At 71.0% G+C, this 11,257-nt stretch carries 10 protein-coding genes and 3 pseudogenes; 3 read left to right on the top strand and 10 right to left on the bottom strand.

From position 1 onward, the window contains the following. A partial coding sequence (locus tag ACFWBW_RS09900; RefSeq protein WP_385370130.1) for a glutamate-cysteine ligase family protein occupies positions 1 to 387 on the bottom strand: 387 nt, incomplete at its 3' end. Positions 388 to 659: 272 nt separating this feature from the next. On the opposite strand from ACFWBW_RS09900, the gene ACFWBW_RS09895 reads away from it, so the two are divergent. Further along, complete coding sequence (locus tag ACFWBW_RS09895) at positions 660 to 2,930, top strand: catalase (protein ID WP_385370128.1); 2,271 nt, start codon at positions 660 to 662, stop codon at positions 2,928 to 2,930. A gap of 1 nt (position 2,931) precedes the next feature. Here the strand turns inward: ACFWBW_RS09895 and ACFWBW_RS09890 are convergent, their stop codons facing one another. The 3 genes from ACFWBW_RS09890 to ACFWBW_RS09880 form a co-directional block, all read right to left on the bottom strand. Then, on the bottom strand, positions 2,932 to 3,057 hold the full coding sequence (locus tag ACFWBW_RS09890) for a hypothetical protein (protein WP_385370126.1): 126 nt from the start codon (positions 3,055 to 3,057) through the stop codon (positions 2,932 to 2,934). Positions 3,058 to 3,307: 250 nt separating this feature from the next. Then, the gene (locus ACFWBW_RS09885; protein ID WP_385370124.1) at positions 3,308 to 3,661 is read right to left on the bottom strand and encodes a PRC-barrel domain-containing protein; all 354 of its coding nucleotides are present in this window, start codon (positions 3,659 to 3,661) and stop codon (positions 3,308 to 3,310) included. A 104-nt stretch (positions 3,662 to 3,765) separates the two neighbouring features. Next, entirely contained in the window at positions 3,766 to 3,951 is a 186-nt protein-coding gene (locus tag ACFWBW_RS09880) for a hydrophobic protein (RefSeq protein WP_385370122.1), read from the bottom strand. A gap of 490 nt (positions 3,952 to 4,441) precedes the next feature. Between ACFWBW_RS09880 and ACFWBW_RS09875 the strand changes: the two are divergent. Next, positions 4,442 to 4,504, top strand: a pseudogene (locus ACFWBW_RS09875) (NADPH-dependent oxidoreductase); the annotation flags it as partial. A 734-nt stretch (positions 4,505 to 5,238) separates the two neighbouring features. Here ACFWBW_RS09875 and ACFWBW_RS09870 read toward each other — a convergent pair. Further along, a pseudogene (locus tag ACFWBW_RS09870) lies at positions 5,239 to 5,892 on the bottom strand (HAD family hydrolase); the annotation flags it as partial. A gap of 13 nt (positions 5,893 to 5,905) precedes the next feature. Beyond that, positions 5,906 to 6,668, bottom strand: a pseudogene (locus ACFWBW_RS09865) (TIGR03557 family F420-dependent LLM class oxidoreductase). A 252-nt stretch (positions 6,669 to 6,920) separates the two neighbouring features. On the opposite strand from ACFWBW_RS09865, the gene ACFWBW_RS09860 reads away from it, so the two are divergent. Then, entirely contained in the window at positions 6,921 to 7,652 is a 732-nt protein-coding gene (locus tag ACFWBW_RS09860; protein WP_385370144.1) for a VOC family protein, read from the top strand. A 253-nt stretch (positions 7,653 to 7,905) separates the two neighbouring features. Here ACFWBW_RS09860 and ACFWBW_RS09855 read toward each other — a convergent pair whose 3' ends face one another. The 4 genes from ACFWBW_RS09855 to ACFWBW_RS09840 form a co-directional block, all read right to left on the bottom strand. After that, positions 7,906 to 8,148: a protealysin inhibitor emfourin gene (locus tag ACFWBW_RS09855; protein ID WP_385370120.1), complete on the bottom strand. Its 243-nt coding sequence runs from the start codon at positions 8,146 to 8,148 to the stop codon at positions 7,906 to 7,908. 97 nt (positions 8,149 to 8,245) lie between these two features. After that, positions 8,246 to 9,025, bottom strand: coding sequence for a phosphatase PAP2 family protein (locus ACFWBW_RS09850; RefSeq protein WP_385370142.1), 780 nt, complete (start codon positions 9,023 to 9,025; stop codon positions 8,246 to 8,248). A gap of 155 nt (positions 9,026 to 9,180) precedes the next feature. Beyond that, positions 9,181 to 10,134: a YihY/virulence factor BrkB family protein gene (locus ACFWBW_RS09845; protein ID WP_385370118.1), complete on the bottom strand. Its 954-nt coding sequence runs from the start codon at positions 10,132 to 10,134 to the stop codon at positions 9,181 to 9,183. 62 nt (positions 10,135 to 10,196) lie between these two features. After that, positions 10,197 to 11,257, bottom strand: a 1,061-nt coding sequence (locus tag ACFWBW_RS09840; RefSeq protein WP_385370116.1) for a diacylglycerol/lipid kinase family protein, incomplete at its 5' end; no start/stop codon positions are given.

The raw sequence follows: 11,257 nt of genomic DNA, 5'->3' as shown, positions 1-11,257 counted from the left end.
GACGTGCATCCCGCAGATCAGATGCTCGTCCACCAGTTGACGCGCCTCGCCCTCCATCCTCAAGTACCGGGGTGTCCGGGTGACGGGCACCGGCAGAACCCCTCGCACCGGCGCGGCACCGGTCGCCGCGACCCGGCAGCCACTGGCCTCGGCTGCCGACGCCAGCGCATGGCGCAGCCGGAGCAGGTGTCCCCCGACTTCCTCGAGGTTCCAGCAGACGGGAGTGGCCACCTCGATCTGCGCCTGGAGCAGCTCGTCCTGGACTTCGCCCTGATCCGCGAGGGCGCCGAGACCGGCCCTGCGGCGCACTTCCTCCACCAGCGGAGTCGGTACGGCGGTGTCCGGGTCCAGCAGCAGATACTCCTCTTCGACTCCGAACGTGATCACCTCCTGCGGCTACCCACGCGCCCCATGATCATCCCCACCTGCCCGGCCGGATCCCGATCACGCAGCCCGGAGCCCGGAGCCCGGAGCCCGCAGCCCGCAGCCCGGAGCCCCTTAGCCGGTATGGGCGTACTCGGCGTGCCATGAGCGAAGAGCAGCCGAAGGCTTGCAGCGGGGCATGACTGCCGCCTGCCGGGTAGACGGCAGACGATCTCGCAGGCTCCGTCCGCAGGCCCCCGCAGGCCCCCGAGTCCGCTCAAGAGGAGACGTGACGCATGGTGCAGAAGAAGGCGACCAAAGCCACGGCCAAGAAGGCCTCGTCTGCCACGCCGAAGAAGCGGGCCGGCTCCCCCGGCGCTTCCGGCCGCCCCTCCCCGCGACCGCCCGCGGTAGCCGAGCCGACGGCCCCGCGCGAACCATTGCCGCCGAAACCGGACCAGGACGGCCCGGACACCCTCAGCCCCACGGGACAGCCCACCGGCGCGCCCCAGGCCGCGGTGGCGCAGGGCGGTGCGTACCTGACGACCGCGCAGGGGGCCCGGCTGTACGAGAGCGACCATTCGTTGAAGGCGGGTGCGCGGGGACCGGTGCTGCTGCAGGACCACCACCTGCGGGAGAAGATCACCCACTTCGACCACGAGCGGATCCCCGAGCGCGTGGTGCACGCCCGTGGCGCGGCCGCCCACGGGATCTTCCAGGGCTACGGCACCGCGGGGAAGGTCACCAAGGCCGCGTTCCTGGCCAAGGGGGTCGAGACGCCGGTGTTCGTCCGCTTCTCCACCGTCCTCGGATCGCGCGGCTCGGCGGACACGGTGCGCGACACCCGCGGGTTCGCCACGAAGTTCTACACCGGCGAGGGCACGTTCGACCTGGTGGGCAACAACATCCCGGTGTTCTTCATCCAGGACGCGGTCAAGTTCCCCGACGTCATCCACGCGGGGAAGCCGCACCCCGACCGGGAGATCCCGCAGGCGCAGAGCGCGCACGACACGTTCTGGGACTTCGTGTCCCTGCACACCGAGGCCACCCACCACACCATCTGGAACATGTCCGACCGGGCACTCCCCCGCTCCTTCCGCATGATGGAGGGCTTCGGCGTCCACACCTTCCGCCTCGTCAATGCCAAGGGCGCCACGACGCTGGTGAAGTTCCACTGGAAGCCGAAGCTCGGCGTGCACTCCCTGGTCTGGGAGGAGGCGCAGATCACCAACGGCATGGACCCGGACTTCCACCGCCGTGACCTGGCCGACGCGATCGAGTCGGGCGCGTTCCCCCAGTGGGAACTGGGCATCCAGACCTTCCCCGACACCCCGGACCAGACCTTCGAGGGCATCGACCTGCTCGACCCCACCAAGATCGTCCCGGAGGAACTGGCCCCGGTCCAGCCCATCGGGCTGATGACGCTGAACGCCAACCCGACGAACTACTTCGCCGAAACCGAACAGGTCGCCTTCCACCCCGGCCACCTCGTCCCCGGAATCGACGTCACCGACGATCCGCTGCTCGCAGGCAGGCTCTTCTCGTACCTCGATACGCAGATCAGCAGGCTCGGCGGCCCCAACTTCGGCCAGCTCCCCATCAACCGCCCGCACGCCCCCGTCAACGACATGCTCCGCGACGGCATGCACCAGACCGCCGTCCACGCCGGGGCCGCGCCGTACCGGCCCAACAGCCTCGACGGAGGCTGCCCCTTCCTCGCCGGTGCCGATACGGGCGCCTTCATCGAAGTGCCGGTCGAACTGTCCGCAGCGCGCAAGGTCCGCGAGGCTCCCGCCTCGTTCGACGACCACTTCACCCAGCCGCGCCTCTTCTGGCTGAGCATGACGCCGGTCGAGCGCGAGCACATCATCGCCGCGTACACCTTCGAACTCACCAAGTGCCACGAGCAGGCCGTCAAGGAACGCGCGCTGTCCGTCCTGGCGAACATCGACCCGCAGCTGTGCGAGGAGGTGGCCACCGGGCTCGGACTTCCCGCACCGGCCCCCACCCAGCCCCTCACCGAACCGGCCCCGAGCCCGGCGCTGTCCCAAGTCGGTGGCACCTGGCCGCTCGACGGACGGGTCATCGGCATCGTCGCCGACGCCGATTCCGACCTGAAGGGCGTCCGTGCCGTACGGGACGCCGTCCTGAAGGCCGGAATGGTCCCGCTCGTGATCGCCCCCACCGGGGGCACGCTCGGAACCGGGAAGAACCCGGTCACGGTCCAGCGGACGTTCGCCGCCACGCGTTCCATCGAGTTCGACGCCCTCCTCCTCGCCGGCACGCCCACGGCCGCGGCCGACGCGCGCGGCGCCCGCGACTCCAAGGCCGGAGCCCCCGCCCCGGATGGCGCCGACCCCCGAGTCCTCCTGCTGCTCACGGAGGCCTACCGCCACGGCAAGGCCATCGGCGGCTGGAACGACTCGTCCCGCACCCTGCTAGCGGCCGGCATCCGGGGGGGCGCCCCCGGTATCGCGTTCGCCTCCAGCCCCACCGCCGCCCTCAAGGCCATCACCCAGGGGCTGACGGAACACCGCGCCTGGGACAGGTTCCCCACCTCGGTCTGAATCAGGCCGAGACCAGGCCCGGTTCCTCGTCCTGGACCCAGGTGACGTCGATCTGGTCGAGGGGGTGGTCGGCTGGTTCGCCGAGCAATTCGGCGATGGAGGCGGCGCCGCCGGCGAGGGAGACCACCCAACCGAGCCGGCCGCCACCCTCGGCGGCACGGCGCGCGACCGCCTGGCCGAAGGGTGCGCGGCGCAGGAACGAGCATCCACCCCATCCCCCGGCCTACAGGTCCACGATCGGCGTGCGGCGAAATCTCCCGTCCGAACCAACCCCACGGGCGGGGCGGGCCTCTCGGTGCCGCACCGGGTAGCAGCAGGGCGGGGACGACAGCTTGTCGCTGTCGTCCCCGTCCTGGAGTGCTTGGTGCCCGCGCGTGTCAGAGGCGGTGCGGTCCGTCGTAGTAGCCGCCGACCTGACGGTGGTAGTCGGCATCACCGAGGTGCTTGTCCTGGTCGAACTCCGGAGCATTCTTGATCTGCTCCTTCGTCCGGTCGACATAGATCTTCTCGTCGTTCGCGTCGATCCGGCTGATCGTGCCCGCGGGCAGCAGGACTTCCTTGCCGAAGATCCACGGACCTGTGTCCACCACGATGTAGGAGGACCCGGCTTCATCCGAGTGCTTGTCGACCTTGCCGATAGAACCGTCGCTCGCCTCGACCTTGTACCCCGTCAGATCCGACCAGCCCGGACGGCCTGCGGTCTCGCGGTAACCCCAAAAATTCTCAGTCATACGAAAACAACTCCTCCGGTCAATGGAGACGGCAGGGAAAACAATTCCTTACCGCACTCTCTTCCCTACTGCGTTCACAACTGAACTGTGGCTCTGTGAAACAGCTACCAGCGATACCACCGGCCGCTGCCACCCTTCGGGCGGGCGACGAAACCAATCAGCCAGAGCACCAGGACCGCGATGGCGACCCACCAGAGAATTTTGATCGCGAAACCCGCCCCGGCGAGAACCAGAACCAGCAGAAGAACAAGAAGCAGGGGAACCATGGTTATCAACCTCCGAGGCATCATCTGCCCGACAACGCCCCGGCCATGCACACAAAACTTAGCTGTTTCCTATCGACACAGACGGGAAAACGTCTCGGCCGTCTCCGGCAATAGAGAATCTCTCCATGCCAATGCGTGCGGGCGACATCTGTGATCGGGGCGGGCGAGACCGGTGCTCGCGAAGGACTTGTGGTGGCCGCTGCGGCAGCTACTACCGTCGTGACCAGGGCCGGAGAGACCGGCTCGACACGGTTTCGGTAGGACGCTCGGACTCTTCAGCGAGCCCGGAGCTCGTAGAGGAGCTCGTCGACTTCGAGGAACTCCTCCCCGGCAGCGATGACTGCGTAGGTCTCGTCCAGGAAGCCCCCCAGCGCGCGGGCATCCACGAATACAACGGCATTCTCCTGCCGGTCGGCGCTCCGGCCGATCAGGTCGACGCGTAGTTCATCGCGGCCGGCCCCCTGTCGGCGCGGAATGCGACGTCGCCCTCCCCCACCGGACGTCGGAGCCCCTCGGCCTGAACGACGTCGGGTTCTCCCTCGCCCCCAACGCCGTCACCTACTGGGTCGGCGAAGCCACCTCGCCCGCCGCCTCAAGACAGCTCCGTACCCGGCAAGTTGATCCACCGCGCGCCACGGGGATCTCCGTACGCGACCCCCCTGTCCTTCCTCCCGCCAAGCCCTGCCGGCGTACGCGCTGGACACCCACGAGGGCGACATCTGCCTCCCGGAGGTCCGCCTGGCCTGACCGGACGGACCTCCCGGAGTGGCGAAGGCAAACCCGGCCTCCGCCGCCCGGAAAGGATCACTACGGCGTGGCCGGAGTGATCTTCGCGGCGTGCATGGTGAGTCGGCCGATCCGCGTTTCGTGGCTGGTCGCCGTCGTGCTCTGGTCGGTGATCGAGTCCGGCCGGGCGTCTGTGAGGTACCACGTGGTGAGCGGGGCCACCGAACCCGCCCTGATCTCCTCGATCTTGACGTTGCACGGCTGGGCGGGAGCCTCGGTGGACAGGGCCCATTCCCGCGCCCCGGGCACGTCGGTGAGGACGCAGTCGTCGAGGGTGAGCGTGAGCACCTGCCCGGGCAGACCAAGGTCCCCCTGGGGACCCAGACCCGTCACGTCACCGCAGGTGAAGCGTTCCCCTCGGACGGTGACGTGGTAGCTGCTGGACACGTTCGCAAGGGATTCGTTCATGCCCACCGCCTGCCCCGTCCACCCCCTGTCAGACACCGTGACGGCATGGCGTTGCAGGGACCTGGGTGTCCCGGCGATCACGCCGCTGACGGCGTCGAGAGGTTCAGGTGGGACCCGGGAGAACGGGCTGTCACCGAGGCCGGCAAGGAGATCAGCCGGGTCGCGGTAGACGGCGACCGCACCGGCCATCTCGAGGTCGTCACCGGGGATTCCACCGCACAGCAGGCCGACGGCGGCTACCCCGGCCCGGCAGGCCGCCTTCATGTCCCAGACGGAGTCACCGACATACACCGCACGCCCGGGTGGCACCTCCGCCAGTTCGAGGGCGTGCCGGACAGGGTCCGGCGCGGGCTTGCCCTGTTCGACGTCATCGGATGTCGCGGCGTCGGTAATGGCGTCCTCCGCGCCGATGGCCTGCCGCAGAGCCTTGAGTTCCCGGTCCGTCGCCGAGGTGACGAGCAGGACCTTCCACCCTGCCTTCGACAGGGTGCGGAGCAGTTCCGCGGTCGATTCGAAGGCGGGGAGCCGGTCGAAGTACGTGGCGTACAGGGTGTCGTGGGCGGCGCTCAGCCGGGCGTCGCCGGAGTGGTCCCGGTCCTCGCCCAGGAGGTGGTCGAGGAGGTCTTCGCCGGGCAGGCCGATCGCGCGGTGGACGGCGTGCATGGGCACGTGGTGCCCGGCCTGGCGCAGGGCTTCCCACCAGGAGGTGATGTGGAGGTGGTTGGTGTCGGTCAGAGTGCCGTCGACATCGAAGAGAGCAGCACGGTCCATGACGGTCGCATCCTCACAGGTCTCGCAGGGCGGGCAGCAGTTTCGTCTCTGCCCACTCCAGGAACGGCGTCTGGTGTTCGCCGCCTATCTGGATGAGGGCGACCTCGGTGAAGCCCGCCTCCGCGTACGGGCGGACCGCCGCGACGAAGGCGTCCACTTCGTCGCCGTACGCGCCGAACGCGGTCAGCAGCTCCTGCTTCGGCTCGGTGGCGATGAGCAGGTCGCCGTATCGTCCCGCGATCTCGCAGGAGCGGTCCTCGGACACCGCGATCCCGATCGGGGGCGGATCGTCCGGGAGGTCCCAGAGTCTGGCGTTCTCCACGTCGAAGTGCGCGCCGTGGTGGCTCACGTACCCGCCGGCGAAGAGGGAGCGGATGATGCCCACGGCTTCCTCGAGCATCTCCAGGCGCGTGGGCGGCGGGCCAGCCGGCGCCGACGACGTGCTCGTTCAGGTTCTCGCCCGAGCTCAGCCCGAGCCGGAACCTGCCCTGGGACAGGATCTGCATGGTCGCGGCCTTCTGGGCGACGACCGCCGGGTGGTAGCGGAACGTCGGGCAGGTCACGTACGTCATGAGCGGGATCCGGGAGGTCGCCTGCGCGGCCGCACCCAGAACGCTCCACGCGTAGGACGCATGCCCCTGGGACTCCAGCCGGGGGAAGGAGTGGTCCGAGATGACGGAGAAGTCGAATCCGGCGTTCTCCGCCCTCACCACGTGGGACACCAGCTCGCGGGGGCCGGCCTGCTCGGTCATCATCGTGTATCCGATTCGCACCATGAAGGGCGCCTTGCCGCTATCGCACCCTTGGAAACCCCCACTGCGAGCTTCTTGGCCCTGTGAGGGTCCTACGCAGCCCTCGGACGATCCGCCCGCCGCCGTCGACACGGCCGGGACGCCGCGGAGCGTCCCCGGCGCAGTCGTCCGGTCTACTGTGGGAAGGGTCCCGTCCCACGTGAGCAGCAGATGAGGCCGGCAACTGTGTCGACGTCGAGCCGTGAGATCCCCGGTACCCCGTGCTGGGTCAGCCTCCTGGCCCGGGATCTCCCTTCCGCCCAGAAGTTCTACGGTGCCGTACTCGGCTGGGAATTCCGTCCCACCCACCTCGGGGACGGCGTCATCGTCGCCTTCCGCGACGGGGCCCCCGTCGCGGGCATCGGCGCACTCACCGGGAGCCCCGGCCTGCCCGTGGTCTGGACGCCGTACTTCGCCGTCGAGGACGCCGACGCGACGGCCGCACGGATCCGTGAACGCGGCGCGACCATGGCGGTCGGCCCCCTGGCCTTCGGCACCGGACGAGCCGCCTTGGCGGCGGACCCCGCAGGGGCCGTCTTCGGGTTCTGGCACGGCGAGGCCGTCCCCGACTGGTCGATGGGCCGCGGCAGCGCACCGGCCTGGCTGGAACTGCGGACCCGGGACGCGTTCGCCGCCGCCATCTTCTACGGAGAGGTGCTCGACTGGGACAGCCGGCGACCGGGCAGCTGCACGGTCTCCTACGAACACGACCACGTCGCCCTCCTCCACGGCCACGACACCGTAGCCCGCATCAGCGGCGGCGCACTCGAAGAAGCCCCCGATCCCGAGGTACGCCCCCGCTGGCACCTTCATTTCCACGTGCCCGACCTCGAGAGCGCGATCGATGTCGCCACCGGTCTCGGCGGCAGGGCCGCCTCTCCCGTACAGACGTCCACCACAAGCCGGTGGATGGTTCTCTCCGACCCCGAGGGAGCGCTCTTCACCGTGGTGGCGCCGCAGGACACGTAGACCTGGCCTATTGCTGTCGGCAGGGTCGCCGGCGGAGGGGCGACCGACCGCCGCCGAGGAGACCCGCGGCCGCGGAGCCCCGGCCGCGTGATGGCGGGGGGGGGATGCCATCACGCGGCTCGGGCCCGCTGGGGACTCCGCGCCGCTCACCGCCGCGGACTCCCGTGCCCCTTCTTATGGCCGGTATCCGAGAGTCCAAACGGTCGGAGCGCAGACTTCCTCCGGGCCGGTGGATCCGGGCCGGTGGAACGGGTCAGGCCCCTTCGCCGAGGACCGCACGGATCAGTTCCCGCTGGTCGCCCGTCAGGCCCGCCTCGTCGAGGTCGACCGTCTGGCCGTCGACGGTGATCCGATAGTGGAAGCCGTCCGCGACCGGTCGTACGGCGCGCCGCGCGAGGCCCTCCCATTCCGCGGCGTCCCGCCGGACGGAGGTGTCGATCTTCCGCATCTTGTCGACGCCGGTGAAACCTCCGGAGCGACTGACAGTGATCAGCATGGCCGTTCTCCTTCGGATGTCGAAGCTGTCGAAGCTGTCGGTTGGCTCGCCTGCCCCTGATCGGGCTCCGTTCCCCCGCCGGGCCCCCGCTGCGAGGTCAACGGCTCGAACTCGTCGGTGCCTGGCCGACAGTCGGGGGCCCTTCGGGGTCGGGTCCGGTGAGTTCCGGCTCCAAGCCCTCGGCCACCGCGCTGCGGCGCCGTCCGGTGTCGGACCGCCAGGCCTCGAAGACCAGGGCCGTCGCGGTGACCACCCCGAGGCCCAGCAGCCAGCCGCCCACGACGTCGCTGACCCAGTGGACCCCGAGGGCGACCCGCGTGTAGCCGACGCCGACCACGGTGACCAGCGCGACCGTCCAGGGCAGCGGACGCCAGGCCCTCGGAACCACCGGCAGCAGGACCAGCAGCAGGACGGCGCACGAGGTGGTCGCCGTCATCGCGTGGCCGGAGGGGAAGGAGAAGCCGGGCGCGTGGGCGACGGGGTCCGGCAGATGCGGCCGCGCCCGCTCCACCGCGCTCTTGACCAGGAGCCCGATCAGACCGCCCGCGACCGCCGTGACGCCGGCCCAGGCGGCCAGCCGCCAGGCGCCCCGGCTCACGAGCCAGGCCACGAGTACGGCGACCAGCAGGCGCATGGTGACCGGGTCCCACACCCAGTCCGAGAGCACGCGCAGGATGCCCACCCGGTCCGGGTGGCCGAGCGCGTCGGCGTGGAGGCGTTCGGCCGCGCCCTGGTCCAGGCGGTGCAGTGGCGCCCACCGGGACTCCACCAGTACCAGGGCGAGCGCGAAGGGTACCGCTGCCAGGGCCGTCGCGGCCGCCGCGAGCAGGAGTCTCGCGCCGAAGGTGGCGTCGGGTCCGGCGTGCCGCGCGAGCAGGCTCCGTAGCGGACGTTGCGGACGTCGCGGATGTCGCGGATGTCGCTGGACGCGTCGAGCACCTTCCGTGCGCCGTGCCATGGTGCGGTTCCCTTTCGTGGCGTGCGGTGGCGGGCCTCCGGCCGCCGGTGGCCGGAGGCCGGTATCCGGGGCGGTCAGACCCCGGGGTCGTTCATGACCGGCTCCCTCACCCCCGCCCGTACGGCTTCCAGCTGGGCGGCGAAGGAGAGGCCGAGGAAGAGCGCCATCGAGGTGAGGTAGGACCAGAGCAGCAGGGACACGATGGCGCTCAGGGGCCCGTAGACGCTGGTGAAGGAGCTGCTCTCGCCGATGTAGAGGCTCAGCGCCCAGGTCGCGAGGTTCCACAGCACCAGGTGGACGACGGCCCCGAAGGCCAGCCAGGTGTAGCCGGGTTGCCGCCGGCGCGGGGAGAGGCGGAAGATCGCGCTGGTGGCGAGGACGGCGAGCAGGATGCCCAGCGGCCAGCGCAGGAGTTCCCAGGCCCGCACCGTGTCGGGAGAGAGCCGGTACACCTCGGCCAGCGCATGGGTCAGGTGGGTGCCCAGCACGGTGAGGATGAAACTGAGCCCCAGAGGCAGTCCCGCGAGGGCCGCCATCACCAGGCCCCGGCTGTACTTGGCGAGGAAGGGCCGGTCCCGCTCGTTGCCGTAGATGCGGTTCGCGCCCCGTTCGACCTGGCAGAGGGCGGTGGTGACGTTGGCCAGGGAGAACAGCAGGCCCAGCCACAGCGCGGCCTGGCCGCCGTCGCCGGCGTGGCGTCTGCTCTCCCTGAGCGCGTCGTCCACTACGGCCTGGCCCGGGCCGCTGGTGAGCCCGCGGATGGTGAGCTCGGCGACCCGGCCCGCCTCCTCGGTGTGCAGCACCCCGGACAGGCCGATGGCGGCGATGGCCAGCGGGACTATCGACAGGACGGTCTGCAGGGCGAGCGCGCGGGCGTGGCTGAAGCCGTCGGCGTAGCGGAAGCGCACGAAGGAATCGCGCGCCAGGCTCCAGCCGCCGTAGCGGCGCAGTGCGGTCCACGCCTCGTCGGCGGAGAGCTCCTCGCCGCCCACGTCGTGGCGTTGCGGTACCCGTCGCGCGGTGCCCATCGTGCTCCTGCCTTCCGGTGTCTCGTCGCGTGGAACCTGCGGAACCTGCGGAGCCCGCGGACCTACGGGGCTTGCGGCCGTCCGGTGTCTCGGGGGGCGTGCGCCGCCGTACTGCAGGACGGCGTGCCGGGGGCCGCCGCCGGAAGCTGCTCGGCGGGTGAGGTCTTTGGCGTCCCGGGCGCGCGGGGCAGGTACACCCGCAGGGCTCCCGGTTCGATCTCGGCGGTGAGGCGGACCCCGTCGCTCACGGCATCGCCGTCGAGCTCGCGCGGCTGCGGTACGGCGCAGCGGACGTCGATCCGGGTGGCGCTGAAGTACTCCAGCGCTCCCCCGGCCTCGCTGCGCCCGTCCGGGGCGGCCGGGCCGGGGGCTGCCGGCGGGCGCCGGCGCAGCAGGCGGGCCGCCAGGTGTCCGGCCGCGGTGAGCCATCCGGCGGGGCCGCGCGGGTCGAAGAGCACCACTTCCAGGCGTCCGCTGTCCGGCCTCGCCGCCGGCAGGAGCGGCAGGCCGCCCTGCAGGGTGCCGACGTTCCCGATGACGACCATGCGGGCCCGGCGCCGCAGCCGGCGGCCCCCGTCGACGCGGACCGTGAGACGGACGCCGGGATCGTGCAGGTGCCGCAGGGCCGACAGGACGTACGCGGCCCAGCCCATGCGTGCCTTGAGCCTCGGGGAGGCGTCCCGGACCATCGCGGCGTCGAAGCCGGCGCCGGCCATGACGGTGAACCGCATCGGCTCGATCCCGTCGCCCCGGACCCGGCCGACGTCGATGCCGAAGCTCTCTCCGGACAGGGACTCGGCCAGGGCGGCGGCCGGATCCATCGGGAGGCCGAGGTTGCGGGCGAGGAGGTTTCCCGTGCCGCAGGGTGCGACGGCCAGCGGGATCCTCGTGCCCGCCAGGATCTCGGCGCAGGCGCGCAGGGTGCCGTCGCCTCCGCAGACCACCACGAGGGCGGGGCGGACGGCGCGGAGCTCCTGTGCCAGGGCGCCGCAGGGGAGCTCGGCGGAGGTCAGGATCCACCGGAGGTCCCGGTGGCCGTGCTCGCGCAGGACGGCTGCCAGCCGGTCCGCAAGCTCGTCCGGGCAGCCGTACGGGTGGCGCACCACGAGGACCGGACCACCGG

It is taken from the genome of Streptomyces sp. NPDC059957, assembly GCF_042730015.1.
Lineage (GTDB): Bacteria > Actinomycetota > Actinomycetes > Streptomycetales > Streptomycetaceae > Streptomyces.
The sequence above is the reverse complement of the archived record's forward strand: the minus strand, read 5'-3'. Positions and strand labels throughout refer to the sequence as shown.

Coding starts and splice junctions, on each gene's coding strand:
- ACFWBW_RS09895 (WP_385370128.1), top strand. CDS start 660: ATGGTGCAGAAGAAGGCGACCAAAGCCACGGCCAAGAAGGCCTCGTCT.
- ACFWBW_RS09885 (WP_385370124.1), bottom strand. CDS start 3,661: ATGACTGAGAATTTTTGGGGTTACCGCGAGACCGCAGGCCGTCCGGGC.
- ACFWBW_RS09880 (WP_385370122.1), bottom strand. CDS start 3,951: ATGATGCCTCGGAGGTTGATAACCATGGTTCCCCTGCTTCTTGTTCTT.
- ACFWBW_RS09855 (WP_385370120.1), bottom strand. CDS start 8,148: ATGCTGATCACTGTCAGTCGCTCCGGAGGTTTCACCGGCGTCGACAAG.
- ACFWBW_RS09845 (WP_385370118.1), bottom strand. CDS start 10,134: ATGGGCACCGCGCGACGGGTACCGCAACGCCACGACGTGGGCGGCGAG.